Annotated in this window: 24 protein-coding genes and 1 pseudogene; 21 read left to right on the top strand and 4 right to left on the bottom strand. The window is 72.9% G+C overall.

Annotation, left to right across the window (positions count from 1 at the left end; translation table 11 throughout):
• Positions 1–39: 39 nt before the first annotated feature.
• The gene (locus ACFWRT_RS09810; RefSeq protein ID WP_380951498.1) at positions 40–1,551 is read right to left on the bottom strand and encodes a flavin-containing monooxygenase; all 1,512 of its coding nucleotides are present in this window, start codon (positions 1,549–1,551) and stop codon (positions 40–42) included.
• A 5-nt stretch (positions 1,552–1,556) separates the two neighbouring features.
• The gene (locus ACFWRT_RS09805; protein WP_380951499.1) at positions 1,557–2,441 is read right to left on the bottom strand and encodes an SAM-dependent methyltransferase; all 885 of its coding nucleotides are present in this window, start codon (positions 2,439–2,441) and stop codon (positions 1,557–1,559) included.
• Between the two features lie 203 nt (positions 2,442–2,644).
• On the opposite strand from ACFWRT_RS09805, the gene ACFWRT_RS09800 reads away from it, so the two are divergent.
• From ACFWRT_RS09800 to ACFWRT_RS09790, 3 genes are read left to right on the top strand one after another with little or no spacing between them, the layout of a single operon-like run.
• Entirely contained in the window at positions 2,645–2,905 is a 261-nt protein-coding gene (locus ACFWRT_RS09800) for a hypothetical protein (RefSeq protein WP_010064097.1), read from the top strand.
• 9 nt (positions 2,906–2,914) lie between these two features.
• Positions 2,915–3,898: a 3-oxoacyl-ACP synthase III family protein gene (locus tag ACFWRT_RS09795; RefSeq protein ID WP_380951500.1), complete on the top strand. Its 984-nt coding sequence runs from the start codon at positions 2,915–2,917 to the stop codon at positions 3,896–3,898.
• A complete protein-coding gene (locus tag ACFWRT_RS09790) occupies positions 3,895–4,650 on the top strand; it encodes an SDR family NAD(P)-dependent oxidoreductase (protein WP_380951501.1) in 756 nt (251 codons plus the stop codon). Before ACFWRT_RS09795 ends, ACFWRT_RS09790 begins: the two co-directional genes overlap by 4 nt.
• A gap of 146 nt (positions 4,651–4,796) precedes the next feature.
• Here ACFWRT_RS09790 and ACFWRT_RS09785 read toward each other — a convergent pair.
• Positions 4,797–5,159: pseudogene (locus ACFWRT_RS09785) on the bottom strand (AfsR/SARP family transcriptional regulator); the annotation flags it as partial.
• Positions 5,160–5,876: 717 nt separating this feature from the next.
• Between ACFWRT_RS09785 and ACFWRT_RS09780 the strand changes: the two are divergent.
• The 14 genes from ACFWRT_RS09780 to ACFWRT_RS09715 all read left to right on the top strand — a co-directional run bounded on the left by ACFWRT_RS09780 (position 5,877) and on the right by ACFWRT_RS09715 (position 21,326).
• Positions 5,877–7,091: an aminotransferase class I/II-fold pyridoxal phosphate-dependent enzyme gene (locus ACFWRT_RS09780; protein ID WP_380951503.1), complete on the top strand. Its 1,215-nt coding sequence runs from the start codon at positions 5,877–5,879 to the stop codon at positions 7,089–7,091.
• Positions 7,092–7,321: 230 nt separating this feature from the next.
• On the top strand, positions 7,322–8,581 hold the full coding sequence (locus ACFWRT_RS09775; protein WP_380951504.1) for a beta-ketoacyl-[acyl-carrier-protein] synthase family protein: 1,260 nt from the start codon (positions 7,322–7,324) through the stop codon (positions 8,579–8,581).
• Positions 8,578–9,510, top strand: a complete 933-nt coding sequence (locus ACFWRT_RS09770) for a MaoC family dehydratase (protein WP_380951505.1) — start codon at positions 8,578–8,580, stop codon at positions 9,508–9,510. Before ACFWRT_RS09775 ends, ACFWRT_RS09770 begins: the two co-directional genes overlap by 4 nt.
• On the top strand, positions 9,507–11,051 hold the full coding sequence (locus ACFWRT_RS09765; protein ID WP_380951506.1) for an AMP-binding protein: 1,545 nt from the start codon (positions 9,507–9,509) through the stop codon (positions 11,049–11,051). Before ACFWRT_RS09770 ends, ACFWRT_RS09765 begins: the two co-directional genes overlap by 4 nt.
• 80 nt (positions 11,052–11,131) lie before the next feature.
• On the top strand, positions 11,132–11,395 hold the full coding sequence (locus tag ACFWRT_RS09760) for an acyl carrier protein (protein ID WP_380951507.1): 264 nt from the start codon (positions 11,132–11,134) through the stop codon (positions 11,393–11,395).
• 3 nt (positions 11,396–11,398) lie between these two features.
• Positions 11,399–12,424 carry a hypothetical protein gene (locus tag ACFWRT_RS09755; RefSeq protein ID WP_380951508.1) on the top strand — a complete coding sequence of 342 codons (1,026 nt, stop codon included), beginning with the start codon at positions 11,399–11,401 and terminating at the stop codon, positions 12,422–12,424.
• On the top strand, positions 12,414–13,253 hold the full coding sequence (gene trpA / locus ACFWRT_RS09750; RefSeq protein WP_380951509.1) for a tryptophan synthase subunit alpha: 840 nt from the start codon (positions 12,414–12,416) through the stop codon (positions 13,251–13,253). The genes ACFWRT_RS09755 and trpA overlap by 11 nt, the downstream gene beginning before the upstream one ends.
• Positions 13,240–13,614 carry an ectoine synthase gene (locus tag ACFWRT_RS09745; RefSeq protein ID WP_380951510.1) on the top strand — a complete coding sequence of 125 codons (375 nt, stop codon included), beginning with the start codon at positions 13,240–13,242 and terminating at the stop codon, positions 13,612–13,614. Before trpA ends, ACFWRT_RS09745 begins: the two co-directional genes overlap by 14 nt.
• A 142-nt stretch (positions 13,615–13,756) precedes the next feature.
• Positions 13,757–14,902 carry an acyl-CoA dehydrogenase family protein gene (locus ACFWRT_RS09740; RefSeq protein WP_380951511.1) on the top strand — a complete coding sequence of 382 codons (1,146 nt, stop codon included), beginning with the start codon at positions 13,757–13,759 and terminating at the stop codon, positions 14,900–14,902.
• Positions 14,899–15,720, top strand: a complete 822-nt coding sequence (trpF, locus tag ACFWRT_RS09735) for a phosphoribosylanthranilate isomerase (RefSeq protein WP_380951512.1) — start codon at positions 14,899–14,901, stop codon at positions 15,718–15,720. Before ACFWRT_RS09740 ends, trpF begins: the two co-directional genes overlap by 4 nt.
• Positions 15,717–16,562 (top strand): beta/alpha barrel domain-containing protein, encoded by an 846-nt coding sequence (locus tag ACFWRT_RS09730; RefSeq protein ID WP_380951513.1) that lies wholly within the window; start codon positions 15,717–15,719, stop codon positions 16,560–16,562. Before trpF ends, ACFWRT_RS09730 begins: the two co-directional genes overlap by 4 nt.
• Positions 16,559–17,485, top strand: coding sequence for an alpha/beta hydrolase (locus ACFWRT_RS09725; protein WP_380951514.1), 927 nt, complete (start codon positions 16,559–16,561; stop codon positions 17,483–17,485). The genes ACFWRT_RS09730 and ACFWRT_RS09725 overlap by 4 nt, the downstream gene beginning before the upstream one ends.
• 150 nt (positions 17,486–17,635) lie before the next feature.
• A complete protein-coding gene (locus ACFWRT_RS09720; protein WP_380951515.1) occupies positions 17,636–18,208 on the top strand; it encodes an anthrone oxygenase family protein in 573 nt (190 codons plus the stop codon).
• Between the two features lie 277 nt (positions 18,209–18,485).
• Positions 18,486–21,326, top strand: a complete 2,841-nt coding sequence (locus ACFWRT_RS09715) for a tetratricopeptide repeat protein (RefSeq protein WP_380951517.1) — start codon at positions 18,486–18,488, stop codon at positions 21,324–21,326.
• Here the strand turns inward: ACFWRT_RS09715 and ACFWRT_RS09710 are convergent.
• Entirely contained in the window at positions 21,295–21,732 is a 438-nt protein-coding gene (locus ACFWRT_RS09710; protein WP_380951518.1) for a hypothetical protein, read from the bottom strand. The genes ACFWRT_RS09715 and ACFWRT_RS09710 overlap by 32 nt on opposite strands.
• A gap of 377 nt (positions 21,733–22,109) precedes the next feature.
• On the opposite strand from ACFWRT_RS09710, the gene ACFWRT_RS09705 reads away from it, so the two are divergent.
• The 4 genes from ACFWRT_RS09705 to ACFWRT_RS09690 all read left to right on the top strand — a co-directional run bounded on the left by ACFWRT_RS09705 (position 22,110) and on the right by ACFWRT_RS09690 (position 26,894).
• Positions 22,110–22,220, top strand: a complete 111-nt coding sequence (locus ACFWRT_RS09705) for a class III lanthipeptide (RefSeq protein ID WP_380951520.1) — start codon at positions 22,110–22,112, stop codon at positions 22,218–22,220.
• Positions 22,221–22,329: 109 nt separating this feature from the next.
• Positions 22,330–22,440: a class III lanthipeptide gene (locus ACFWRT_RS09700; protein WP_380951521.1), complete on the top strand. Its 111-nt coding sequence runs from the start codon at positions 22,330–22,332 to the stop codon at positions 22,438–22,440.
• Positions 22,441–22,554: 114 nt separating this feature from the next.
• On the top strand, positions 22,555–25,251 hold the full coding sequence (lanKC, locus tag ACFWRT_RS09695; RefSeq protein ID WP_380951522.1) for a class III lanthionine synthetase LanKC: 2,697 nt from the start codon (positions 22,555–22,557) through the stop codon (positions 25,249–25,251).
• The gene (locus ACFWRT_RS09690) at positions 25,248–26,894 is read left to right on the top strand and encodes an ATP-binding cassette domain-containing protein (protein ID WP_380951523.1); all 1,647 of its coding nucleotides are present in this window, start codon (positions 25,248–25,250) and stop codon (positions 26,892–26,894) included. The genes lanKC and ACFWRT_RS09690 overlap by 4 nt, the downstream gene beginning before the upstream one ends.
• Positions 26,895–26,943 lie beyond the last annotated feature (49 nt).

Genomic DNA, 26,943 nt, shown 5'->3' with positions numbered 1-26,943 from the left:
AGGAAGGACTCCAAGTCTCGTCGGTCACGCGTACGGCGGTCAGGAAGCGGCGGGCACGCCGGCCCGCAGGTCCTCGCTGGTGGTCAGCAGGTGCTCGGCGGGGTCGAAGCGGCTGGTGGCCCGCCGGAAACGCCAGGTGTAGGTCGGCCAGATGGACGGGTTGCGGCCATGCTCGTCGAGGTACCAGCTACGGCAGTTGCCGGCGTTCCACACGGTGCCGTCCAGCCGCCGGTCGAGCTTGTCGTTGTAGGCGCGCTGCGCCTCGGGCAGCGGCTCCACGCCGGCCAGACCGCGCTTCTCCATCGTCGTCAGGGCGTCGAGGAGGTAGGCGATCTGCGCCTCGATCATGATCACCTGGGACGAGTGGCCCAGGGTGGTGTTCGGCCCGAGCAGCATGAACAGGTTCGGGAACCCGGCCACGCCCGTACCGCGCAGCGCGCTCATGCCCTCGCTCCAGGCGTCCTTGAGGCAGACGCCGTCCCGGCCGAAGACGCGCTCCGCGATCGGGCGGCGTACCGCCTCGAACCCCGTCCCGAGCACGATGGTGTCCACCGGGCGCTCCCGGCCGTCGGCCGTGACCACCGCGTCCGCGGTGACCTTGGCGATGCCGTCGGTGACCAGCTCCACGTTGGGCTGCTGGATCGCGGGATAGTACGTGTTCGAGAAGAGCAGCCGCTTGCAGGCCATCACGTAGTCCGGGGTGAGCCTGGCCCGCAGCGCCTCGTCCGGCACGCTCTTGCCGAGGTGGTCGGACGCCATCTTCTGCATCTTCCCGGCGACGGCGGGACGCGCCATCACGAAGGCCAGGATCTCCCGGCCCCACATGTTGAAGTTCCGGCGGAAGCGCTGGTAGCCGGGGACGGAGGTCAGCAGCCTGGTCTGGAGGGCGCTGTTGGCCTTGTCGTTCTTCGGGCCGATCCAGGGCGGGGTGCGCTGGTAGAGGTCGAGCCGGCCGACCTCCGGCTGGATGGCGGGGACGAACTGGATGGCGGACGCCCCGGTGCCGATGACGGCGACCCGGCGGCCGGTGAGGTCCAGGTCGTGGCGCCACCGCGAGGAGTGGAAGACCTCGCCCTGGAACTCGGGGAGACCGGGGATGCCGGGGATGGCCGGCTCGCTGAGGTAGCCGGTGCCGGTGACCAGGACCCGCGCGGTGTAGTCGCCGCCCGTGGTGGAGATCAGCCACCGCTTGCGCAGGTCGTCCCAGCGCGCCTCGGTCAGCTCGTGCCGGAAGCGGATGCGCGAGCGCACCCCGAACCGGTCGGCGCAGTCACGCAGGTAGTCCAGGAGCTCCCGCTGCTTGCCGAAGGTGCTCTTCCACTTCGGGTTCGGCGCGAAGGAGAAGGAGTACAGGTGCGACATCACGTCACAGGCGCAGCCCGGGTAGGTGTTGTCGCGCCAGGTGCCGCCGACCTCGTCGGCCCGCTCGAAGACCAGGAAGTCGTCGATGCCCTGCTGCGTCAGCCGGATCGCGGTGCCGAGCCCGGAGAAGCCGCTGCCGATCACCGCCACCCGCAGATCGCGGGCCGGGTCCAGGGATTCCTGAGCCATCCCGGTCACCCCTTACGGGCCAGCGTGAGGCGGAAGTTGTTGAAGAAGCGGTCCTCCAGCGTGTACGCGAAGATGTCCAGGTAGCGCTCGAAGCGGGCCACCACCTCCTCGCTCTCCAGCGCCACGGCCTCCGCGCGCCGCTCGGCGAGCAGCACCAGCCAGGCCCGGCAGGCCCGGGCGAAGGCCTCACGCTCGTTGACCAGCTCCACCACCTCGAACAGGCCCTCGGCGGCGGCCGCCAGCTCGTGCAGGTGCGGGATGTGCATCCCGGCGAACTCGGAGCGCTGGAGGAACTTCAGGTCCGCCAGGATCTTCCGGCCGATCGGCTGGGCCTCGGCGGTCATCGTGTGCAGGACGAACCGGCCGTCCGGCACGAGCGCCTCGTGCACCTGCTGGAAGAAGAACCGGTAGCGCTTGGTGCGCTCCTTCGGCGACAGGCTGGAGGGCACGAAGTGCTCCAGCGCGTTGACGCAGAACGCGGCGTCGTACGCGCCCGGGGCGCTGTGCTCCGACCAGCTCTCCACCCGGGTGGTGAGGGCCGGGTTGTCCAGGCCCGCGATGAAGTCGGCCTGGGTGCGGCTCAGCGTCAGACCGACCGCCTCGCGTACGCCGTGCTTCCGCGTCAGCCGGTCCATCAGGGTGCCCCAGCCGCAGCCGATGTCCAGCACCCGGCCCTTGCCCGCCGCGTCGGCCAGCTCGGCGAACGCGTCGAGCTTGCGCTCCTGCGCCAGGTCCAGGGCCTCGGTCAGGCCCTCGCCCTCCTGCCAGTAGCCCCCGCTGTACATCATGCTGGGGCCCAGCAGCAGACGGTAGAACTCGTTTCCCACCTCGTAGTGGTGGCGGACTGCGTCCACCTCCGGCTCCGCGGTGTGGGAGGCAATCGTCGCCATCCTCGCCCTCTCCTCGCAGCTTCTGCCGACCGGGCGCTGGAGCGCCGTACGGCTGTCCGGTCCTGAACCGTGCTGAGAGGGAGCCAAGCGGACCTGTGCAATCCACCCGCAACAGCGGCGTGTGACCGCCCTGTTGCGGTCCGATTGCGAGCAGCGGCTTGCATGCCGACTCGACCGTCCGTCGCGTTGAGAGAGGAACAATCATGGCACTGCCGACTGTCGAGGTTCTCTCGGAGCAGCTCGCCGCCGTCTCCGGAGCCACCGAGGTGACGCCCGACGCGCCGATCCGGCACATCCCGGGTGTGGACTCGCTGGACCTGATGGAGTGGCTGTACAACTTCCAGAACGAGCACCCCGACATCCCCGCCGACGAGTCCCTCTTCGCGGAGCTGGACGACAGCACGACCATGCGGGACGTGTACGCGAAGCTGGTCGACCTGGCGCCGCAGCCGGCCGAGGCCTGAGGCGGACCCATGAGTGGATTCGCCATCGCCGGGTGGGGCAAGGCCCTGCCCGAGCGGGTCGTCACCAGCGCCGAACTCGCGGCACGCTTCGGGGTCGACGAGCACTGGGTGGTCAGCCGCTGCGGGATCCATGAGCGGCGGGCCGTCGACCCGGGGCAGACCACCGCCTCCCTGGCCGCCGACGCGGGCCGCGCCGCCCTGGCCAGGGCGGGGCTGACCGGCGCCGACATCGCCCATCTGATCGTGGCCACGGCCACACCCGAGCAGCCGTCCCCCGCCACCTCCGCCTTCGTCCACCATGAACTGGGCATCGGCGGCGGGGCGATGGACGTCAACTCCGAGTGCGCGGGCTTCGTCTACGGGCTGGTCGCGGCCATGGGCATGCTGCGCATGGACCGCCGTCCGATCCTGCTGATCGGCTCGGACACGCACACCCTGACCGCCAACCCCGCCGACCGGGACCTCTCCATCCTGGTCGGCGACGGTGCGGCCGCGGTGGTGCTCGTACCGGGTCCGGAAGATCCCGTTCTGGCCTGGAACCTGGGCGCGGACGGATCGTGTGCAGATGCACTCAAGGTCCCGGCGGGCGGAAGTCGGATGCCCACAACACCGGAAACGGTCGCGCAGGGGCTCCACTATGCCCGGATCAAGGGCAACGAGATCTACCTCAACGCCGTCCGCTACACGGTGCGGACCGTGCGCGAGACGCTGGAGAGCGCGAAGGTCGCCCCGGCGGAGGTGGATCACGTCATCCCGCACCAGGCGAACATCCGCATCATCAACTCCGTGGTGCAGCACTCGGGTCTGCGCCCGGAGTCCCTGATCACCAACCTGGACCGGTACGGCAACACCGCGTCGGCCTCCATCCCGCTGGCGCTCACCGAGGCGCTGGACGCGGACCGGATCAAGACCGGGGAGCTGGTGCTGCTCGCCGGGTTCGGGGCGGGGATGACCTGGGGATCGGTCCTGATGCGCTGGGGAGGCGCCGCGTGAGCGGAGGGAAGCAAGCGGGCAAGCGGCCCGACGCGCCGGTGGCCCTGGTCACCGGCGCGTCGGGCGGGCTCGGGCAGGCACTGGCGGTCGAACTGGACGCGCTGGGCTGCCGGGTGGCCGTCCACTACCGCAGCTCGGCCGGCCAGGCCCGGGCGGTGAGCGGGAAACTGTCGAACGACTCGGTCGTCGTCGGCGCGGACGTCGGCTCCTGGGAGGAGACCCAGCGGCTCTACCGGGAGGTCGAGGAGTCGCTCGGGCCCATCGACGTGGTGGTCAACAACGGGGCGGTCCGCAAGGACGCCCTGATGGCGATGCAGTCCCCGGACGACTGGCACGAGGTCATCCGTACCAACCTGCTGGGCTCGTTCCACACCAGCCGGGTGGCGCTGCCGTCCATGCTGCGCAGGCGCTGGGGCCGGATCGTCAACGTGGTCTCGCCGTCGGGTCTCATCGCCACGGCGGGGCAGACCGCGTACTCCGCCTCCAAGGCCGGCGTCATGGGGATGACCCGTGCGCTGGCGGCGGAGTGCGGCCGACGCGGGGTCACGGTGAACGCTCTGTCACCGGGATTCATGATCACCGGTATGACCGATCAGCTACCGGAGAGCATCGTCTCCGACATGGCGCGCAAGGCGCCCGTTCCGCGGTTCGTCACGGTGGAGGAGGTCGCCCGCAGCGTCTCCCTCTTCCTCGACCAGGACTGCATGACCGGGCAGGTGGTCAGCATCGACAGCGGTGTCTCCATCATGTGAGCCGGTACACGGCGGTGGGTCGACATCGCCTGCCGCTCCGCCCGGACGGGGGCCACCGGGAGCCGGGTCCGGTCGAGCAGGCCGAGGTAGGCGGCCTCGCTCTCCGGACTCGGGTCGCAGCCCAGCTCCTCGGCGAGGACGACGCGCAACTGCTGGTATATCCGCAGGGCTTCGGCCCGGTTGCCGGCCAGGCGGTGCGCGGTCATCTGGCAGCGGTAGGCGCTCTCCCGGAACGGTGCCTGGCGCACCGCCTCCTCCGCGTACCGCAGGGCGTGGTGGGTGTCGCCGAGCGCGGACGAGGAACTGCTCGCGGTCTCCAGGGCCGAGACCCGCAGCTCCTTGAGGTGGCGTCGTACGGACTCCACCCACTCGCCCTCGTGGGAGGCGAGGAACGGTCCCCGCAGCAGGGACACGGAGGTGGTCGCGAGCCGTTGCGCGGTGCTGTGGTCGCCCTCACGGTGGGCGACGGCGGCGGTGAAGGCGGCCTGCTCCGCACGCTCGACGTCCACCTGCGCGTCCTTCGACAGCCGCAGCAGATAGCGGCCGCCTCGTGCGATCACCGCGGGCTCGGCGTCCTCTCCCTCCGAGAGGAGCGCCCGAAGGCGGCTGACGACGCTGCGTAACGCCGAGGCCCAGGTGCTGGGCAGGCCGTCCGGCCATATGGTGTCGGCGAGTTGCTCCCGGCCTATGCCGGACGGACGTTCCACGCAGAGCCGGGCCAGGGCGATCTGGGCCTGATGACTGGCCAGTACCCGCGGGGCTTCGGATTCATGTTCGATGGAGACAAGGCCGACAAGCCTGATGAGCACGGTGGATCCCCCCAAGAAAAGGTTGAGGCGACTTCCTCGGCGGCATGGATGACGGAAGTCGACTTTCTGACGTGCGTGCGGTTCCGTGCGCAGGGCCCAGGACGTGACTCATGGACCGAGTGGCGCACGTGAGGATCCCGTGCGAGGCCTGCGGTCGTCCGGAACGAGCTTGGTCAAATCTTCTCCACGGCTGAGTAAACAGCATTCTCGTTCAAAAATTAGGTGTGTCAACTACACCATAAAGTTGCATCAGTTAACGCTTGGTGAATCGGAGTTCCTGGCACATGCCAAATCCAATGGTGACTGTTTGATCTTGCTCCCGTGTTGCGCCTCGATTGCGAGCGGGCCGTTGAATTCGGGGCGCGTCAGATTCGTTGCACTTGTGTGCAATGGCGGTCACGAATGAGAGGACGGCCGATGGCATCCGCAGCGTGGGGGAGAATCACGCACAAACTGGAGGCGACGGAGCGCCGCGTGGCCTCCCTGGAGTGGGAGCCCGAGCGCCGCAACAGCTTCGTCCCCTACACCGCCGAGCGCGACACGGCCTACGTCGACCTCGACGGCCGGCGGCTGCTGATGATGTCCGGCTACAGCTACCTGGGCCTGGCCGGCGACGAGCGCGTGGTCGCGGCGGCCCAGGCCGCCGCCGGCCGCTACGGCACCGGCAACCACGGAGTGCGCGCGCTGGCCGGGTCGATCCCCCTCCACGAGGAGCTGGAGGCCGAGGTCGCCGCCGTCGCCGAGCGCGAGCGGGCCATCGTCTTCGGCTCCGGCTACGCGGCCAACGTCGGCACGATCGGCGCCCTGGTCGGCCCCGGCGACACCGTCTTCGTCGACAAGTACGCCCACGCCAGCATCGTCGACGGCTGCCGCCTCAGCGGGGCCACCGTGGTCCGCTTCCGGCACAACGACACCGAGCACCTGGCCCGCCGCATGGAGGCCGCGGCCCCCGGCGGGGTGCGGCTGGTCATCGTCGACAGCGTCTACTCCATGGACGGCGACATCGCGCCGCTGCCCCGGCTGCGCGAGGTCTGCGACGCCCACGAGGCGCTCCTGATGACCGACGAGGCCCACGCCCTCGGCGTCATCGGCCGCACCGGCCTGGGCATCGAGGAGCACTTCGACCGCCGGGTACGGGTGGACGTCAAGCTCGGCACCCTGTCCAAGGCCATCCCGTCCATGGGCGGCTGGGTCGCGGGACCGGCCGAGCTGATCGGCCACCTCCGTTACGCCGCACGGCCGTTCCTCTTCTCCGCCGCCCTCGCACCCGCCTCGGCGGGCGCCGCCATGGAGGCGCTGCGCGTGCTGCGCGCCGAACCCGAACGTGTCGCCCGGACCCAGCGCCACGGTGTCCGGTTCCGCGAGCTGGTGACCGCGGGCGGCCTGCGGACCGGCGACAGCGAGACCGCCGTCGTCCCGCTCATCGCGGGCAGCGACGAGGCGGCGTACGACCTGGCCACCGCCGCCCGCCGACTGGGCGTGATCGGGCTGCCCGTGGTGACCCCCGCGGTCCCGCGCGACCTGGCCCGGCTGCGGATCGCCGTCACCGCACGGCACACGGACGCGGACGTGGACCTCGCCGCCGAGGCGTTCCTCAAGGCCGCGGGGGAGTGCGGCCTGCTGACGGGCTGAGCCCCGTCGCCGCCCGCGCACCCCACGCGGGGGCGGCCACCGCTTGTACGGCCCACGGCCTCCGCTGCTCACGGCCTCCGCGGCCCACGGCCGGGGCGGCCACCGCTTGTACGGCCCACGGCCGGGGCGGGCACCGCCTGTACGGCTCACAGCCGGGACGGCCAGCGCCGTCCCGGCCGTCCTCCACGGCCCACGGCCGGCCACCGGAACGGGAAGGAACCCCACGGACCATGCGCACCGAAGCGGAACGCTCCGCCCGGCCGGACGTCGCCATCAGCGGGATCGGCGCCGTCACCCCGGCCGGACTCACCACCGAAGACCTGTGGACCGCGGTGTCGGCGGGCCGCTCCCTCGCGGTCGCCCTCACCCACTTCGACACCGCCGCCCACCGCATCCGGATCGGCTGCCGGGTGCCGGAGCTCACCGGCCACGGCCTGCCCTGGCAGGAGGCCCTGGCGAGCAAGGCCGCCCGGCGGCTGGACCCCTTCGCCCGCTACGGGCTCGCCGCCGCGCTCGCCGCCCACGCCGACGCCGGGCTGCCGCAGGCGCCTGCCGCCCGCTGCGCCATCGTCGTCGGCAACGCCGTCGGCGGGCGCGCCACCAGCGACGCCGAGTCCGTCAACTTCGCCGCGAAGGGCCCCGGCGGCGTCCGCCCGCTGATGCCCCTGATGACGATGCCGAACGCGGCCGCCGCCCAGATCGCCCTCCAACTCGGCTGGCACGGACCGGCCATCACCGTCTCCACCACCTGCGCCAGCGGAGCCGACGCCATCGGTCTCGGCGCGGCGATGCTCCGCGACCACCGCGCCGATGTCGTGATCGCCGGGGGCTGCGAGGCGACCCTCACCCCGATCACGCTCGCCGGGTTCGGCAACCTCAACGCCGCCTCCCTCCGTACCGAGGCCGCCACCGCGTGCCGCCCCTTCGACGAGAGCCGGGACGGCTTCGTGATGGGGGAGGGCGCCGCCTTCGTGGTGCTGGAGAGGGCGGCGGACGTACGGGCCCGGGGCGCCCGGACGCACGGCCTGGTCGCCGGGTACGCCGCCACCTCCGACGCCCACCACCTCTCGGCCCCGCACCCCGACGGGGCGTATGCCGCCGAGGCCATGGCCGGAGCGCTCGCCGATGCCGGACTGACGCCCTCCGACATCGCGCACATCAACGCCCACGGCACCGCCACCGTGCACAACGACCGTGCCGAAGCCGCCGCCCTCGCCAAGGTGTTCGGGCCCGACGGCCCTCCGGTCACCGCCAGCAAGGGCGTGCTCGGCCACCTCATCGGAGCGGCCGGAGCCGTCGAACTCGTGGTGGCCCTGCTCTCGATGAACGCCGGTGCGGTGCCGCCCACCGCCAACCACACACGAACGGAACCCGAGATGGAGATCGACGTGGTCCACGGCACCCCGCGGACCATTCCCACCGGCCCCGCGCTCACCAACTCCTTCGGCTTCGGCGGCCACAACAGCAGCCTGGTGGTGACCCCCGCATGACGACAACGCCCGGCTCCGCACTCGACCCGGCCGGTCGGCTTCTCGACCCGGCCGGCGCCGCTCTCGACCCGGCCGCACCGCTCCTGGACCGGCCCGGCTCCGCACTCGACCCGGCCGCACCGCTCCTCGACGCGGACGCCGTCCGCCGCTACCGCACCGTCACCCGCCGGGCGCTGGGCCGGCCGGCGCCCGACCGCGCCGGTGCGGGCCCCCTCGCCGCCTTCGTCCTCACCCACCCGCTCGCCGAACGCACTGTCGCGGGCCTCGCCGCCGGGCACGGCCCGTACTCCCTGGTCCACCTCGCCCAGGAGATCGAGCTGCACCACCCGCCGCTCCCCGGCACCCCGCTCGACGCCGTCGCCGGAGTGGAGGCCGTACGGGTCGAGCCCAAGGGCACCCGGCTCGTCCTGACCACCACGCTCACCGACCGGGCGACCGGCGCCGAACAGGCCCGGCTCACCGCCCACATCCTGCTCGTCGGCATCCGGGCCGCCGAACCGCACGGCACGCTCCGGCCCACGACCGCGCCCCGTCAGGAGGCGCCGGGCGCCACGATCACCCGCGGCCTCCGCGTCGACCGGGAGTGGATAGCCGACTACGGCCACGCCGCCGGAGACCTCAACCCGGTCCACCTCGATCCCGGGGCCGCCCGGGAAGCCGGGTTCGCCGACGTCATCGCCCACGGCATGGGCCTCGTCTCGCTCGCCGTGGAGGAGGCCGCGGAGCGCTACGCGGACGGGGACGCCGACCGGGTCCTGGCCGTCGGTGCCCGCTTCGCCCGCCCCGTCCTGCCCGGCGAGGAGACCACCCTCGACCTCACGCCCTCCGCCGCCGGGGACACCGTCGCCTTCACCGTACGGTCCCAGGGCGCCGCGGCCGTCAAGGGCGGCCTGCTCCGCCTCGGCCCCGCGACGGGAGCGGGCCGATGACGACCGGGACCGATCGGTACGGCCGGACAGCCGACTCCGTGCTCCGCTGGGCCGGGAAGACCCCCCACGCACCCGCCCTCTGGTGGAACGGCGCCCCCACCAGCTACCGGGAACTGGCCGACGCGACCGCCGCCGCCCGCGCCCGGCTCGCCGAGCACGTCCCCGTCGGCGCCACCGTCGCCGTGCTCGACGACAAGTCGCCCGGCACCATCGCCACCGTCCTCGCCTGCCTGGCCTCGGGCCGCCCCGCGCTGCTGCCCTCACCCACCCTGCCGCCCGACCACCTCGCGGCGGTGATGGCGGAGGCGGGCTGCCGGTACGCGCTCACCGGGGCGACCGTCACGGCGACCGGCACCGAGCGCCCCGGGGCGGCGGTGCCGCCGGGCACCGCGCTCGTCCTCACCACCTCCGGCTCCACCGGCATCCCCAAGGCCGTCCCGCTGCCGCACCGGGCCGTGGACGCCTTCACCGACTGGGCCGCCGAAGCCTTCGGCATCACCGGGTCCACCCCGGTCCTCAACTACGCCCCGCTCAACTTCGACCTCTGCCTGCTCGACGTCTGGACCACCCTCGCCCACGGCGGCCAGGTGGTCCTGGTGGACGCGCCGACGGCGGCCGCCGGCCCCCGGCTGCTCCGCCTGCTGCGCACCCACCGGGTCGAGGTGGTCCAGGCGGTGCCCCTCTTCTACGCCCTGGTCTGCGCCCAGGCCCGCGCGGAGGGCGGCGGCCCGCTGGAGACCGTCCGGCACGCGGCGTTCACCGGCGACGTGCTGCCCGAGCAGGTGCTCGCCAACCTCGCGGAACTCGCCCCCGGGGCCCGGCTGCACAACATCTACGGCTGTACGGAGACCAACGACAGCCTGATCCACGAGGTCGACCGGAGCCTGCCGTCCCCCGTCCCGATGCCGCTGGGCCGCGCCCTCCCGGGGGTACGCCTGCGGCTGCGGGAGCCCGACGGCGGTCTGCTGACCGGGCCCGGACGCGGCGAACTGGAGGTCTCCACGCCTTTCCAGAGCACCGGGTACGCCGATCCGCGCCGGGCCGCCGAGAAGTTCGTCCCGGACCCTGTCCCGGACCCTGCCCCGGACCCGGATCCTGCCCCTTCCCCTGCCCAGGACGGCGGCGCGGGCGCCTGGTGGTTCCGCACCGGGGACCTGGTCGAGAGGGACGCCGACGGCACCCTCCGGCTCGTCGGCCGGCTGGACCACCAGGTCAAGATCCGGGGCGTCGCCGTCAACACCGGCGAGGTCGAACAGGTGCTGCTGGAACATCCCGAGGTGCTGGAAGCCGGGGTGACCACCGTCCCCGACCCGGTCGAGGGCCGCCGCCTGGTCGCCGTCGTCCGGCTGGCGGCCACCTCCACCGCCACCAGCCTCGACCTCAAACGGCACTGCACCGCCCGGCTGGCCCGGGGCTGGGTGCCGGGTGTCCTCACCCCCCTACGCGAGCCCCTGCCGCGTACCAGCACCGGAAAGGTGGACCGCCGCGCGCTCGCGACGGCGGCCCGCCCTGCCGGTGCCGTATCGGCCGCCGCTCCCTGACCGGCTCCGCCCCGCCGCCCCCCGTCCGCAGGTCCGACGGTGTCCGACACCCGTACGAGCAACCCGCCAAGGAGTACCCCGTGAGCAACACCGACCAGATCAGCCAGTACATCGTCCGGGAGTTCCTGCCCGATCTCACCCCCGCCCAGCTCCCGCACGACCTGGACCTCCTGGCCGACGGCGCGATCGACAGCCTCGGCGTCCTCAAGCTGATCGCCTGGGTCGAGCACCACTTCCGGCTCGCCGTCGGCGACACCGACCTCGACCCCGACAACTTCCGCAGCGTCAACGCCATCGACGCCTACATCGCGCGCTCCCGGAGCGCCGCCGCCACGGGCGGCTGAGCCGTGCACCCGGCCCTCGTCCCGATCGTCGACCGGCGCGCGCCGGCCGACGCGGACCAGTGGGACGCGCTGTGGCAGGCGCTGGCCGACGGCGCCCTGGACCGCGGTGACGCGCTGGCGCTCCTCGCCTCGCTCACCGCGGCCCTGCCCGAGCCCGACGGCCTGCTCGCGCTGCTCGACGCCCTGGACCGGCGGCGCCCGGCGCGGCCCGCGACGCCGTGGCCCGGCACCGTCAACGTGGTGGGCACCGGCGGCGGTCCGCCCACCGTCAACCTCTCCACGGCCTCCGCGCTGGTCGCCGCCGCCTGCGGGGTCCGGGTCGTCAAGTCCGGCTCCCGCGCCCACACCGCGCGCACCGGCTCCATCGACCTCCTGGACCGGCTGGGCGTCCCGCTCGCCGCCTCCCTCGACCAGACGTACGGCCGGCTCGACGCCCACGGCATCGCCTTCACCGGGCCGTTCGTCTACCCGGTACAGCTGGCCCGGCTCGCCCTGCTGGCCGTCCCCACGCCGATGCGGGTGTTCGGCCGGTTCCTCAACACCGTCGGCCCCTTCCTCGCGGCGGTCCCGGTGGCCGCCCAGGTCACCGGGGTCAGCGGGGCCGACGGCGGTGGGCTCCTGCCCGCCCTGCGGGCCGTCGCCGCCCGCCCGGGCGCCCCGACGACGTGGCTGGTCACCAACCCGCTCGGCGCGGACGAACTCCTCAGCATCTGCGACAACACGGTCCACCTCCCCGACGGCACCACGCTGACGCTCCGCGCGGGCGACCTGGTCCCCGCCGACGGAAGGCTCGACGACCTCGTCCCGGTCTCCCGGGACGCGGCCGCGGACCACTTCCGTACCGTCCTCGCCGGCCGGGCGGGCGGCCCCCTGCGCGCCACCCTCCAGCTCAACGCGGCCGCGCTCACCCTGGCGTCCGGCCACCGGGACGACTGGGCGAAGGCGGTCGCCGAGGCGGGAGCCGCACTTGACGACGGGGCGGCGCTCGACCTGCTGGAGCGCCTGAAGGGGGCGGACCGTGCCCGCTGACTTCTTCGCCGAAGCCCGCGCCCGCCAGGAGCTGGGCCTGGCGTTCTTCCTGAACGCGGGGGACCCGCCGCTGCCCGTCCTCACCGACCTCGTCGCCCTCCTGGACGAGTCGGGCGTCGACTGCCTCGAACTGGCCGTCCCCTTCCCCGACTCGCCCACCGACGGGCCCGTCGTGCGCCGCTCCGCCGACCGGGCGCTGGCCCAGGGCGTCGGACTGGACGAGACCCTGGCCTTCGTCGCCGCCGTACGGCCCGGCCTCAAGCGGCTGCGCATCGCGGTGCTCGCCGACTGGAGCCACAGCCTGCGCACCGCCCCGCCGACCGAGTACGCCCGCGCCGTCGCGGACAGCGGCGCCGACGCCCTGCTGGCCCACGGCCTGCCGCCCCGGCTGCGGCAGGCCCACCACGAGGCGCTGCGCGCGGCGGGCCTGCCCGAGGTCACCACCTGCTACCCGGCCAGCTCCGCGGCCACCGTCGCCGAGGCGGCGGCCCACGCCACCGGCTACCTCTACCTGGTCGCGCGCTACGGGCGCAGCGGCGCCGGAACGCCCGACGGCGGCCACGCCGGCCTGGCGCCGTTCGTCGGCTCCCTGCGCGACCTCACCGCCTCCCCGATAGCCGTCGGCTTCGGGGTGTCCACCGCCGGGGATCTCGCCTCCGTCGCCCGCAGCGGCGCGGACGCGGCGATCGTCGGCTCCGCCGGAGTGGCCGCGCTGGAACGGGGTCTGGAGGCCGGGTCCGACCCGGTCGAGGGCTACCGCTCCTTCGTCGCCGCGCTCGGCCGTCCCACCACCGCCCGTCCGAAGGAGGACACCCGTGCTCATCCGTAACATCGAGACCGTCAAGACCGTCGACTGGGGCAACGGACTCAGCCGCAGATTCGTCCTGGACGCCGACGGCCTGGGGTACAGCGTCACCGACACCACGGTGCGGGCCGGGACCAAGTCCCGCCTGGAGTACCGCAACCACCTGGAGACCTGCTACTGCATCGAGGGCTCCGGCGAGGTGGTGGAACTCGACGGCACCAGTCATCCGCTGACGCCGGGCGTCCTCTACTCGCTCGACAACAACGACCCGCACTTCCTGATCGCCTCACCCCACGAGGACCTGCGCCTGGTCTGCGTCTTCGCCCCGGCGCTCCGCGGCGACGAGGTGCACAGCCTGGACGAGAACGTCTCCTCGGCCTACTAGACGGCCCAGCCGCCCACCCGACGGGCGCCTGAACCACGGGCGCCCGCCGACCTGACGACGACGGAACACCGAAACACCGCCGTCACCCCTCCGCCCGTCATCGACCGAGGCCACCCGCACGGCCCGTACGGAAGGCTCCGCCATGAGGAACCGCGACGCTGACCAGCAGGCGCTCTGCGCCGGCATGGCCCAGTGGGGCAAGATCCTGAGCGAAGGACACATCGACGCGGACGCCCGGTCCGCGTTCGAACCGGACCGCTGGCGGTCCCTCGCCGGCAGCGGCGTCCTCGGGCTGCCCTTCCCCCGGCAGTGGGGAGGCGCGGACCAGTCCCTCCTCACCACGCTGCACGTCCTGGAGACCCTCGGCGAGACCTGCCGGGAGTCCGGTCTGAACTTCTGCGCCACCACCTCGATGGCCAGCACCGGCGTACCGCTCACCGCCTTCGGCAGCGACGCCCTGCGCGAGCGCTACCTGCCCGGCATCTGCTCGGGCGAGCTGATCGGCGCGCACGCCATCACCGAACCCGACAGCGGCTCCGACGCCATGGCGATGACCACCCGAGCCGAACGCGACGGCACGCACTTCACCCTCACCGGCGGCAAGGCGTTCGTCAGCAACGGCCCCATCGCCGACGTCTTCGTCGTCTACGCGCGTACGCGCCCGGAGGGCGGCCCCCTCGGCACCACCGCCTTTCTCGTGGACCGGGACACCCCCGGGCTCTCCGTCGGCGGCACCACCGCCAAGATGGGCCTGCGGACCGCCCCGCTGTCCACCCTCCACCTCGACGGCTGCCGGATACCCGCCGACCGGGTGCTCGGCCGGGTGGGCGGCGGACTGCTCGTCCTGGACCACGTGATGAAGCGCGAGATCCTGTTCGGCTTCACCGTCCAGCTCGGCGAGATGCGCCACCGGCTGGAGCGCACCGTCGCCTACGCCCGGGAACGCAAGGCCTTCGGCCACCCCATCGGCGACTACCAGGCGGTCTCGCACCGCGTGGTCGACATGAAGATCCGCACCGAGACCGCCGCCAAGTGGCTCTACGACACCGCCGAGCGGCTCGCGGCGGGCGAGGACGTCACCGCCGACCTCGCCATCACCAAGATCCTCGCCAGCGAGGCCGCCCTCGCCACCAGCCTCTCCGCGGTCCGGGTCTTCGGCGGCGCGGGCTACCTCACCGAGGTCGGCCTGGAGAAGGAGGTACGGGCCGCGGTCGCGGGCACCCTCTACTCCGGCACCAACGACATCCAGTACAACCACGTCGCCTCGGCCCTGGGGCTGGGCGGATGAGCGCCCCGGCCCTGCGGCCACGGCCGCTGCTCAAGGTGTGCGGCGCCACCGCCCCCGACGAGGCCGCCGCCGTGGCCGTACGGGCCGACCTCGTCGGCCTCTGGTACGGGGTGGAGAGCGGCGCCCGCGACCTGACCGGCGCTCGGCTGGCCGAACTGGCCGACGCCGTCCGCGCGTCGGGCCGGGCCGAGCCGGTGCTCGTCACGTTCCTGCACGACGCCGAACGGATCGCGGCGGCCGCCCGCGCCGCCCGGGTGCGCTGGATCCAGCTCCACGCCTACCAGCCGCCGGCCGCCGTCACCGCCCTGCGCGCGGCCCTCCCCGAGGCGGTGCTGGTCAAGGCGGTACACGTGCTCGACGGGGCGTGCGTCGAGCGGCCCTTCCTGACGGCGTACGCCCGTGCCGGGGTGGACCTGTTCCTCGTCGACGCGGCGACCCGGGGCGGGGCGGTCGGCAGCACCGGCCACCGGGTGCCGGCCGAGGCGCTGGATCCCCTGCTGCCCGCACTGCCCCTGCCCTTCCTCCTCGCCGGCGGCCTCACCGAGGCCGACGCCCCCGGCCACGCCTTCGCGGCCCACCCCGGATTCCGGGGCGTCGACATCGACAACGCCGCCCGCTTGGGCGGCGGCCCGCTCGACCCCGCCCGGGTCGCCGCGCTCGACCGAGCCTGGACCGGAACTCCCGCTCCCAACTCCATGAGCAACGCCGGCCACTACGTGAGCAACGCCGGCCACTACGTGAGCAACGCCACGCCATTCCACGAGCAACATCCCCACTCCGCGAGCAACCCCCGCCACTCCGTGAGGAAAGCCCGATGACGCAGTCCTTCCTCTCCGCGCTCCTCGGCGCGGAGCGCCCCGTGATCATGGAAGTGAAGTCCCGCGACGCGCACGGCGCCGACCTGTTGCGGGGCCGCGCCCCCGGCGACGTCGCCGCCGCCTACCAGCGGGCCGGGGCCCCCTGCGTGTCGGTCGTGACCGGCCGGTGGTTCGGCGGGACGGCCGCCATGCTGGACGAGGTGACCGCCCGGGTCGATGTCCCGGTCCTCCTCAAGGACTTCGTGACCCGGCACGACCAGATCGCCGCCGCCGCCCGCTCAGGCGTCTCGGCGGTCCTGCTGACCGCGGCCCTGCTGCCCCGCGAGTCCCTGCACGGCCTGGCCCGCGCGTGCCAGGAGCACGGGCTGACCCCGTTCGTGGAGGTCACCCGCGCCGATGAGGCGGTCGGCCTGCCCGACCCGCAGGGTTGTGTCGTCGCGGTCAACAACAAGGACATCACCGCCCGCGAACGGGACGCCGGGGACCTGGACCGCAGCCGGGCGCTGCTGCCCGCCGTGCGGGCCGCTGGCACCCTCTGCCCCGTCAGCGCCAGTGCGGTGAGCGACCCCGCCACCGCCGCCGGTCTGCTGGAAGAGGGGTACCGGGGCCTGCTCATCGGCACCTCGCTCCTACGCGCCCCGAGCCTGGAGGCCTGGCTGGCCGAGTTCGACGCCCACCGGGCCGTGAGCACCGAGGCGGCCGGGCGCAGCGTGGTCCCGCTGACCGTCGACGCGCTCTCGATCCTGCCGCACCCCGCCCCCGTACGCACCACGGCGACCACCGGGCCCGAACGCCCGGCCGGTCCCGTCGGCGAGGCCGAGGCCGAGGGCGTGCCCGCGTGAGCACCGCGCCGACGGAGCCGGCGGCCCCGCAGACCACCCCCGTCCCCGCGGGCGTCGAGCAGATCGTGCTCGGGCACGGCCCCCACCGCCTCGGCGCCTGGCGGAGCGAACCGGCCACCGGGGCGCCCAGGTCCGTGCTCGTCGCCGTCCACGGCCGGGCGATGTCGCCCGGCTACTTCGCCGGACCGATCGCTCCGCACACCTCGCTGCTCGCGCTCGCCACCGCCCTCGGCCATACCGTGCTCGCGGTGGAACGGCCCGGCTACGGCCTCTCCCGCGCCACCCTCCCGCGCGGTCTGCCACTCGCCGAACAGGCGCGGTTGCTGCGCCTCTCGCTCGCCGACTACGCCGAACCGAACCCCGTCGGGGCCGGGTTCTTCCTCCTCGGCCACTCCGACGGCGGCAAGACGGCCCTGCACCTGGCTGGAGAGCCCTGGCCCGGAACGACGCCCGCCGACCGCCTGCTCGGGCTCGACCTCAACGGCTGTGGCTGGCACTACGCACCGGCCGCCGCGCACTTCCCGGACACGCTGGGCGATGGTGCCGGGGAGCTCAACTGGGGTCCGCTGCGCCTCTACCCGGGCGGCACCTTCCGGGCCAGCCGCGCCCTGCTCCGCGAGGTCCCGGCCGCCGAGGAGGAGGAGACGGCCCGGTGGCCCGCCCGGTTCCCGGCCGCCGCCGCCCGGGTCCGCTGCCCCGTCCGGCTCACCTTCGGCGAGCACGAGGGCTGGTGGTGCCTGGACCGGGACGAACTGGGGGCCGTGGCCGCCTGCTTCACGGGTACGCGCCGCCCTGTCGTCGAACGCCTGGCGGAGGCCGGGCACAACCTCAGCCTCGGACTGGCCGCCCCGCTCTACCACGCGCGGGCCCTGGCGTTCCTCGAGGAGTGCCTGGCGGCTGCCCCCTCCGACCGCCCGGGATGACGTTCTCGTATGCGCGTGAGCGTGTGAGATATGGACCTGGGCGCCCTGAACCTGCTGGGATGATCGCGGGCGCCATGCGCATGCTCTCTTCAGCCGTGTGCACCCGACGCCACCGCCCGGGAGAGTCCATCCGATCGACAGGACCGCGACATGAGCCACCACCCTCCCCATGCCGCTCCGCACTGGTCGGGCCCGGCCCGGCCCGCAGGTGATCGGCCCGCCCGCGACCGGATCACCGTGCCGTTACTGGTGGGTTCGGTGCTCTGCACGGGGCTGATGGCCGGGCTGTTCTTCGCCTACGACATCTCCGTGATGCCGGGCCTCGCCGAGCTGGACGACGCCTCGTACGCGGCGGCCATGCGGCGGTTCAACGCGGCGATCGACGGCAGCGCGCTGTTCGGCCTGGTCTTCCTGGCCACGCTGGCTCTGACGGCAGCCGCCGCGATCGTGGCCTTCCGCCGCAAGCGCCGAACGGTGGCCCTGCCGCTGACCGTCGCGGCCGCCTGCTATCTGCTGGTGCTCGTCGTCACCGTCGCGGTCAACCTTCCCCTCAACGCGGACCTGGCGGCGCTGGGCGACCCGGCGTCGGCCGAGGACCTCCACGCGGTGGTCGACGACTTCAAATCCGTCTGGGTGCCGGCCAATGTCTTCCGAACCCTTTTCTGTGTACTGAGCCTGGGCGCTCTGTGCGCCGCGCTGCTCCGGCACGGACGGGCGGAATAGTCCGCGGCGCCCCGATGGAAAGAACCTCGGAACCGCATTTTATTTGACGGTCGCCGTCCCTCGGTGAAGTAACGCCACCGTGCTTTCTTCTCTTTGCGTTCGCACAGAGTGAGAGCTCTCGTCGTGGTCCGCGTCGGATGACCTGCCGGCGGCGGCTGCGGGACTGGAACGGGACCCTGTGCGGTAGGGCGTGCGGCAGTCCTTTCTGCTGCGGACCTCCGGTCGCATCGGTCATAGTTCTTCCAAGGACAGCGGTGACGAGGTGACAGGGCGCCAGATGCCGGACAGTGCCGAGCGGGGATTCGACGACGCGCAGTGGTCAGGCCAGAGCATCCGCTCCGGCCGGGACTCCTACGGCGCTGCGCGCGACGTCAACGTCTACACGGCCGGCCCGCTCCGTCGAGTCGGTGGCCCGGGGCTCTTCTCGGTGCGGCCTCCGTACGGACGCCTGCCGACCGAGGTGCGCGGGCGGGACGCATTGATCGGACTTCTGTGCGCTGAGCTGTCCGCGCCGAACACCCGTATGTCCGTGCTTCACGGCCTCGGCGGCTGCGGAAAGTCCACCGTGGCGCTGAGCGTCGGGATGCGGGCGGCGAAGGAGGGCCGTCAGGTGTGGTGGGTGTCCGCCTCCGACCCCACCACGCTCCACAGCGGACTGCGGCAACTGGCGATCGAGCTCGGCGTCGAGCCCGCGCTGGTCCAGGCCGCCTGGGAGGGCGAGCTCAGCGCGCCGGACCTGCTGTGGCGGAGCCTGGACGCGCAGGACCGGCCGTGGCTGCTGGTCGTCGACGAGGCTGACGATCCCGGTTCGCTCGCCGCCCCGGACGGACTGCCGACCGACGGCAACGGCTGGCTCAGGGAGAGCCCCCTCGGAGCCGTCCTGGTCACCACGCGTGACGGGAACCCGGACCTGTGGCGGCGCGCCGCACTGCATCCGCTGCGGGAGCTCCCCACATCGCAGGCGGCTCACATCCTCCTCGACCAACTGCGCACCGCCGGGGTGGAGCACGCGTCCGACAACGCTGGGCCGGTCCCTCCCGAGGGCGACCCGCCGACGGGTGACGGGCTTTCGGAGACCGCGCTCCGGCTGGCCGACACCCTGGGTGGGCTGCCACTGGCGCTCGAGATGGCGGGCAAGTACCTCGGGGTCCAGTGCCGCCGGCAGTTCCGCCGGGCCGGCCTCGCGGACACGGCCGGCTTCGCGGCCTCCGCGGTGGAGGAGTACGACGCGCAGGTGCGGGTCAACGTCGCCCTGCTCGACAACGCGACCGGCCGCCGCACGGCCGGCGTGCGGCACTCGGAGAACGCGGGGGAGGTCCGTGTGACGGCGACCTGGGAACGGTCTCTGCAACTCATCGAGGACCGCGGCCTTCCGGAGGCCCGGCGCCTGCTGCAGATCCTGGCCTGCTACGAGTCGACCCCGGTCCCGTTACGGACTCTCGATCCCGCCATCCTCGCGAGGTCGCGGCTGTTCCCGGCCGACACGGACGCGCTGCGCAGGGACGACGCCCTGGAGGCCCTGGTGGACCTCGGCCTGGTGGAGGAGCGCCTGGTGCCGTCCGACCGGGGCACCATCGCGTGCGTGAAGCTGCACCGGCTCGTCGCGGAGACGGTGGCGGCGCAGACGGCGGCGGGCGAGGGACACGGGGAGGTCTGGTCGCTGGCGGCGTCGCTGCTGGCGGAGGCGGCATCGGGTGCGGAGGATGTCGAGGGCGAGGTGGCGTGGTGGACGCTGGTCGCGCCGCACTGCCTGCGGCTGCTGGCGAGGTGCCCGGAGGGGGCGGAGGTGCTGCCGGGGCTGCTCGGCAGTGCTCGGACGGCGGCCGGGGTGCTACGGGAGGCCGGCTCGTTCGTGAGCTCGATGGCCCTCTCCACGGCGTCCTACGAACTCGCCGCCCGGTTGCTGGGACCGGAGGACCGGGAGACCTTGCTCTGCCGCTTCGCGTACGCGCGGGCCCTGGGCTTCGACAGCCGGGGTCCGGAGGCCACCGTCGAGATCCGAGCCACCTGTCAGGTACAGGAATCGCTGCTCGGCCCGGAGCATCCGGACACACTCGCCAGCCGTTCCCTGTATGGGGACCGCATCTGCCTGGAGGGTCACTACACGGAGTCGGAGCGGCTCCTCGCCGACACCGCGGAAACCTGCACCCGTGTCCTCGGGCCGGATCACGCCGTCACGCTCCAGACCCAGAGCCGGTACGCGATCACGCTTCGCGCCCTCGGTCGCTGCGAGGAGTCCATAGCCCTGCATCGGCAGGTCCTGGCCGGACGCGAACGGACCCTCGGCAGAGACCATATCGAGGTCAGCCGCAGCCGGAACAACCTCGCCTACACGCTCGCCTACACGGGCCGCTTCCGTGAGGGGGAGGCTGAGCACAGGACAACTCTGGAGGCCCGGCGCCGGCTCCTGGGCCCGGAGCACGCGCTCACCCTGGTCACCGAGTCCAATCTCGCGATGCTCCTGCGCGACACCGGCCGACTGGAAGAGGCGGAGCCGCTCTTCCGGAAGGTGATCGAGGTTCGCTCCAGAACGCGCGGCGCGGACCACACGGCCACGCTCATCGCGCGCAACGGCATGATCGGCCTACGACTGCGGCAGCGACGTGCCCCCGACATCCTTGGAGAGGCGCGCGAGGTTCTCGCACTGCGGCGTCGCAAGCTCGGCCTCACACACCCGTCCACTCACTTCTCCGTGCGAGCCCTCGGAGCTGTCCTTCTCGCGCTCGGTCACCTGGCGGAAGCAGAGACGCTCCTCACGGAACTCCATGCACAGCGGCTGAGCACACTCGGCACGGAGCACCATCTGACGCTCACCAGCGCGCTGGAGATGTCCCGGCTGCGCGACGCCCAGGGCCGCCACGCCGAGGCCCTCGACCTGGCCCGCTCCGCGAGCGAGGTCTGGGCACGTAGCGAGCGGACGACCTACTTCACCGCCTTCGAACTCCGGTTTCAGGTCGTCGCCTTGGAGCACACCACCGGCGAACTCCATCCGCCCGCCCATGCGTCGGCGCTGCGCGCCCTCCTCACCGAGATCGAGGCCGCCGACCTCGGAGAGGCGGAGGTGGCGCGGTCCGTACGCCACGAACTCACGCGTCCCGGCTCCCGTCACGCTCCCTGACACCGACGTGGAGATCCCGCGCGGCGGTGTACGCGTCCCGGCCCGCGCGAACGTTCTGCACCACGGAGCCCGCACCGGACGCGGTCAGCCCGGAGATGACCTCAGCCGTGGCCCGGAGGTCCGCCGCCACCCTCCCGGACTCCGCGGCCTCTTCCAACAGCCGCTCCAGCCGCCCCTGCCACCGGCCCTCCATACGCGCCCGCAGCAGCTCCTCGGACTCCGCGCCCGCAGCCAACTCCGCCTGCGAGGAGACCAGTTCGGCTTCGACCGCTTCCGCCTGGGCGGGACGGTGCCGACGCCACAGGCCGACGGCCTGACCCCGGGCCTGCGCCCAGGCATCCGTCACCATCGCGCCGACGAGCGCGCTCGCGCCGCTCGCCGCGAGCGCCACCAACTGTGCGTCCATACGATGCCCCCTCATTGCCCGATCGTCTTCAGGGAACCACATCGCTCCGGGCAACGGGGGCAGGTCAGCCGTCCGGGCTGCGCCGTGGTCGGCCGCCGGGTGCGGTCACGGGCGGCTGACCGCCTCGTGAAGCTGCGGCCGATGTCCTTGATGCCGGCCGCCACCGCTAAGGCGGGATGGGGCACCCGCCCGCCGGAGGCGGGTGGGTCGTTGGTACCCACATTCGTGGGTGGGGAAGAGGCGGCCGGGTGGGGCTGGGGGGACCGGATTACGGGGGCGAAGCTCCCATGTGGCGGGCGGTCGCCGGGCGTTGACTCGGGATCGCCGCCCGCCCGGGCGGCGATCCCACCGCAGCCGTACCCCAAAGGAGGAGTCCCATGAGTGTGCTCAAGCTCCAGACCCTGCAGCCGTCCACCTCGGCGGCGAACCGCGGCCCCGTGAGCCTCACCAGCAGCAGCAGCACCTGCTGCACCACCCAGCCGAACTGATCGCGCGCGGTCCGGGCGGAGCCGCACGGGCGTCTCCGCCCGGACCGCCACAGCCGGCGATCCGGGGGTGTCCACCCCCGCCCCCATCCGTACTCCGGGAGGAATCCAGATGAGTGTGCTGAAGCTCCAGACCCTGCAGCCGTCCACCTCGGCCTCGGCCCGTGGCCCGGTCAGCCTCACCAGCAGCAGCAGCACCTGCTGCACCACGAAGCCGAATTGATCCCCGGGCGGTCCGGGCGCGGGCGTCGACTGCCCGTGCCCGGACCGCTTCGCCCGTGCCCCGCCGGCCACCGCTTCGACCCGCGGCCCCCGGACGACGACCACAGAGGCTGACATGCGTGACGAACGTTGGATCAACCGCTTCCTCTTCGCCTGGAACGACACCCTGTTCTTCGACCCGCTGGACGTCTACTACCACCCGCGGGAGGACCACTTCCTCGCCGGGTTCGACGAGCGGACCCGGGCGCGCTTCGTCCGCAGCGGGATCTGGTGGAGCCACCGGCACAACCCCGAACTGCCCGCGCAGGGCTGGAAGATCCACGTGTCGGCGGACCACCGCAGCGTGTACCGGGTGGCGAACGAGGTGATCCGCCATCTGGTCGACCGGGAGGCCGACTTCAAGATCGCGCTCGACCTCAACGTGTACGAGATGCTCAACTCCAAGGGCATGTCCCGGGGCAGCGGCGGCAAGCTGGTCACCGTCTACCCGCGCGACGACGCGGAGTTCCGGTCCTGTCTGGCCGACCTGGCCCGGCTGCTGGACGGCGTCGAGGGCGCGTACGTGCTGTCCGACACGCGCTACCGGGACAGCCGGGCGCTGTACTTCCGCTACGGCCAGTTCCTGCACTCCCGGGCGGTGGACGTGCTCGGGCGGCCGGTGGCGCACATCGAGGGTCCGGACGGGCCGGTGCCCGACGACCGGCAGCCCGGATACGCCCAACCCTGGTGGGTGGAGTGGCCGTTCGCCGACTGGAAGCCGGCCGAGGAGCCGGAGGACGACGGGCTGCTGGGCGGCCGCTTCCGGGTGACCGGGGCGATCCAGTTCTCCAACAGCGGTGGGGTCTACACCGCCGAGGACACCGCGGACGGGGACCGCAAGGTGGTGCTGAAGGAGGCCCGCCCGCACACCAACCCCAATCCGCGGCAGGGCCACGACGCGGTGGACATCCTGGCCCGGGAGTGGATGTTCCTGAACCGGCTGGCCGACGTGGGGGCCTATCCGCGGCCGATCGCGTACTTCGAGCACTGGGAACACCACTACATCGCGGAGGAGTTCGTAGAGGGCGCCGACATCCGTACGGTGCTGCTCGCCGACAACCCGCTGGCCCGGCCCGGTTTCGACCTCGAGCGGTCGCGCGACTTCCTGCGGCTCTTCGTGGACGTCTTCCGCGCGCTGGCCCGGGCGATCCGCGCGGCCCACGAACACGGTGTGATCCTGGGCGACTTCACCCCGGCGAACCTGCTCATCGACACCACCACCCACGAGGTGACCATCGTCGACCTGGAGGCGTGCCGGCTGATCGAGGCGCCGGGCCCGGAGGCGGGCGACGACGCGGCGCTGGCGAAGCCGGTTGAGCTGTTCACCCCGGGGTTCAGCCTCTCCGGGCACCACTACCGGGCGGCGGGTCCCGAGGGCGACCTGTTCGGCCTGGCGACCACCATGGCGTACTTCGTCTTCCCGATCGCCGCCATGTCCTATCTGCGCACGGACATCCTGGACAGCTACCGGGTCTTCGTCGACGCGCTGGGCTGGCCGGAGCGGATCCACACCCTGATCATGGACCTGGCCGCGAACCGGATCACCCTCACCGACGTACTGGAGGAGCTGGGCGACGGCTCGGAGCTGGTCGACCGGGTGACGGTCGCGCCGTCACCCCCGGCGCTGCCGGAGCCGGCGCGGCTGGTGGAGGCGGAGGCCGGGGTGGCCGCGTTCGTCACCGCGGTGGCCGACCCCGAGCGCGCCACGCTCTTCCCGGTGGACCCGTTCGCGCACGTCACCAACCCGCTGAGCCTGGGCTTCGGGGCGGGCGGGGTGCTCCGGGCGCTGCACGCCTCGGGTGTGCCGGTACGGCCGCGGTGGCGCGACTGGCTGGCCAAGCGGATCGCCGACCTGGACGTACGCGACTACCCGGACGGGCTGATGGCCGGTCTCGCGGGCATCGCCTGGGCGGCCGACGATCTCGGACTGGGCTCGCGAGCAGGGGAGTTGCTCGGCCACGCCAACCGGCGGGCGCTCGCGGTCGGTGACCACACCTTCTACTACGGCCTCAGCGGCCTGGGCGTGACCAACCTCCGGTTCTTCCACCACGGCCGGGACCCGGGCGACCTGGCCGCCGCCCGGGAGTGCGCGCGGGCGCTGCGCGAGCGCGCGGTGCGCTCGGACGGACTGGCCCACTGGCGCAACGAGTTCACCGGGGAGGAGCCGCTGACCGGGCTGGGCTTCGGCCAGGCCGGGGTGGCGCTCTTCCTGCTGCGGATGCACCAGGTGACCGGCGAGGAGGAGTGGCTGCGGCTCGGACGGGAGGCGCTGGCCTGGGAGATGAGCCGGCTCAAGGAGCTGGACGACGAGGGCCGGAAGATGTTCGAGCACGAGGGCACGATGGAGCCGTACGTGGAGGTGGGGTCGGCGGGCGTGGCGCAGGTGCTGCTGCGCTACGGCGACCTGGACGCCGCCCGGGAGGTGCTGCGCGGTCTGGAGGTGCGCTTCTCGGTGCTGCCGGCGTACTGCTTCGGGCTCACCGGAGTGGCCGACGCGCTGCTGGATGCGGCCGAGTTCACCGGCGACCGCGCCTACCGGGACACCGCGTTGCGCCAACTCGACTACGTACGGTCGGTCTTCCTCTTCGAGCCGGCCGAACGCTTCGGGGTGCCACGCGGGGACGACGGTCCGGTGCCGCTGGGCGTCCCCGGCGAGGGGCTGCTGCGCTGCTCCACCGACTACCTGACCGGCTCGGCCGGGGTGCTGCGGGTGCTGCACCGGGTCAACCACGGCGGTCGGCCCGACTTCCTGCTGGACGAGGTGGCGCCGTGAAGGAGCTGTGGGAGACCCTGCGCGGGCACCGCCCGCGGTTCCTGGCGATCCTCATCGCCGAGGCGAGCACCGGCGGGATCGAGGCGCTGCTGCACCCGCTGTTGCTCAAGGCGCTGTTCGACCAGGCGATCATGACCGCCGACCTGCACCGCTTCGTCTTCCTCGGCGGCTGCTACCTGGTGCTCGGCATCAGCCTCAACCTGGCGGCGTTCTGGATCTCCGCGTGGCGCAGGCGCTTCGAGAACGCGTTCATGCTGACGCTGGAGACCGAGCTGCTGGACCGTACGCTCGGCCTGGACAGCCGCAAGCTGACCGGGCCCGGGAACGCCTCGTACGTCAGCCGGATCCACAACGACGTCAGCGAGGGCGTACTGCCCGCGATGGACGTCTGCATCCGGATCGGCCGGACACTGGTCTCCTCGCTGGTCTTCGTCGGTGTGCTGCTCTACCTGTCCTGGCAGGCCAGCCTGATCCTGCTGGTGATCGTGCCGCCGCTGGTGGTCGTGAGCAACCGGCTGGCCAAGCGGATCGAGGACAACACCGAGCCCGAGCGGGAGGCCGAGGCCGGCTACGTCAGCCGGCTCACCCGCACCCTGGAGTCCTTCCACGCGCTGCGCGGCCTGCCCGCGCTGCTGCCGGGCACCCGGGCGGTCAACCGGCGGGCGCTGGGCGGCTTCCTGGACCTCACCTACGTCAACTACCGGCTGTCGCTGAAGCAACGGACCCTCAGCGACCTGGTGATGAACCTGTCGGACACCGCGTCGATGGTGGTCGGGGCGTTCTTCGTGTTCACCGGCCGGATGTCCTTCGGCAGCTTCCTCGCCTTCGTGAACTCGCTGTGGCGGGCGGTCTCCGGGATCTTCGACCTGATCAACATGATTCCGCAGGTCCGGCGGAGCAACGCGGTGCTGCGGCGGATCCGGTCGCTGCGCGACTCCCCCCGGTCCGGCTACGCCGACGAGGGCCCCGCGGTACGGCTGCGCGAGGTACGGGTCCGCTACGACGGCACCGCGGAGGTGCCGGACACCGAGGAAATGCCGGACGCCAAGGAAGTGCGGGTCGCCGACTTCGACCTGGGCACCGGTGAGCGCGTCCTGCTCCGCGGCCCCAACGGCTGCGGGAAGACCACCCTGCTGCACGTCGTCGCCGGGACCCTCGCCCCGGACGCCGGTACGGTCGTCCTCCCGCCGCGGGTGGCGAGCCTGACCGCGCCGGTGAACCTCCCGCCGCTGCCGGTGGGTGAGTTGGTGCCGGACGAGGAGCTGCGGGCCGCGCTCGGCCTGGACGGGCTGACCGGCCGGCTCCCCTCGCACCTCTCCTCCGGACAGCGGCAACGGGTCGGGGTGGGCGCGCTGTTGAGCGAGGACGCGGACGTCTACCTCGCCGACGAGCCGTTCGCCAACCTCGACGAGCTCGGCCGGGACGTGGTGTTCCGGGCGCTGAGCGGGCGGACCGAGGGGCGGGCGCTGCTGGTGGTGCACCACGGCGACGAGGGCCTGGACAGCCACTTCGACCGCGTGGTCACCCTGACCCCACCGCCGAAGCCGGGCCCGGCACCCGGGCCGGCGCCGGGCACGGGGGCGGCGGAGCAGCCCACCCCGCGCCGGCTGACCTCCGCCCACCCACCGGTCTCCTCCCCGTGAACCGGCCGGCACCACAGCACCCCGAGCCGGTGTCCGGGCTCCCCGGGGG

This window comes from Streptomyces cyaneofuscatus (genome assembly GCF_042718795.1).
GTDB classification, from domain to species: Bacteria; Actinomycetota; Actinomycetes; order Streptomycetales; family Streptomycetaceae; genus Streptomyces; species Streptomyces cyaneofuscatus_A.
Note: the sequence above shows the minus strand (reverse complement) of the source record. Positions and strands in the feature narration are given on the sequence as shown.

Excerpts from the sequence above, each read along its gene's own strand:
- ACFWRT_RS09810 (WP_380951498.1), bottom strand. The coding sequence starts at position 1,551 with ATGGCTCAGGAATCCCTGGACCCGGCCCGCGATCTGCGGGTGGCGGTG.
- ACFWRT_RS09805 (WP_380951499.1), bottom strand. The coding sequence starts at position 2,441 with ATGGCGACGATTGCCTCCCACACCGCGGAGCCGGAGGTGGACGCAGTC.
- ACFWRT_RS09800 (WP_010064097.1), top strand. The coding sequence starts at position 2,645 with ATGGCACTGCCGACTGTCGAGGTTCTCTCGGAGCAGCTCGCCGCCGTC.
- ACFWRT_RS09795 (WP_380951500.1), top strand. The coding sequence starts at position 2,915 with ATGAGTGGATTCGCCATCGCCGGGTGGGGCAAGGCCCTGCCCGAGCGG.
- ACFWRT_RS09780 (WP_380951503.1), top strand. The coding sequence starts at position 5,877 with ATGGCATCCGCAGCGTGGGGGAGAATCACGCACAAACTGGAGGCGACG.
- ACFWRT_RS09775 (WP_380951504.1), top strand. The coding sequence starts at position 7,322 with ATGCGCACCGAAGCGGAACGCTCCGCCCGGCCGGACGTCGCCATCAGC.
- ACFWRT_RS09770 (WP_380951505.1), top strand. The coding sequence starts at position 8,578 with ATGACGACAACGCCCGGCTCCGCACTCGACCCGGCCGGTCGGCTTCTC.
- ACFWRT_RS09765 (WP_380951506.1), top strand. The coding sequence starts at position 9,507 with ATGACGACCGGGACCGATCGGTACGGCCGGACAGCCGACTCCGTGCTC.
- ACFWRT_RS09740 (WP_380951511.1), top strand. The coding sequence starts at position 13,757 with ATGAGGAACCGCGACGCTGACCAGCAGGCGCTCTGCGCCGGCATGGCC.
- trpF (WP_380951512.1), top strand. The coding sequence starts at position 14,899 with ATGAGCGCCCCGGCCCTGCGGCCACGGCCGCTGCTCAAGGTGTGCGGC.
- ACFWRT_RS09730 (WP_380951513.1), top strand. The coding sequence starts at position 15,717 with ATGACGCAGTCCTTCCTCTCCGCGCTCCTCGGCGCGGAGCGCCCCGTG.
- ACFWRT_RS09720 (WP_380951515.1), top strand. The coding sequence starts at position 17,636 with ATGAGCCACCACCCTCCCCATGCCGCTCCGCACTGGTCGGGCCCGGCC.
- ACFWRT_RS09715 (WP_380951517.1), top strand. The coding sequence starts at position 18,486 with ATGCCGGACAGTGCCGAGCGGGGATTCGACGACGCGCAGTGGTCAGGC.
- ACFWRT_RS09710 (WP_380951518.1), bottom strand. The coding sequence starts at position 21,732 with ATGGACGCACAGTTGGTGGCGCTCGCGGCGAGCGGCGCGAGCGCGCTC.
- ACFWRT_RS09705 (WP_380951520.1), top strand. The coding sequence starts at position 22,110 with ATGAGTGTGCTCAAGCTCCAGACCCTGCAGCCGTCCACCTCGGCGGCG.
- ACFWRT_RS09700 (WP_380951521.1), top strand. The coding sequence starts at position 22,330 with ATGAGTGTGCTGAAGCTCCAGACCCTGCAGCCGTCCACCTCGGCCTCG.
- lanKC (WP_380951522.1), top strand. The coding sequence starts at position 22,555 with ATGCGTGACGAACGTTGGATCAACCGCTTCCTCTTCGCCTGGAACGAC.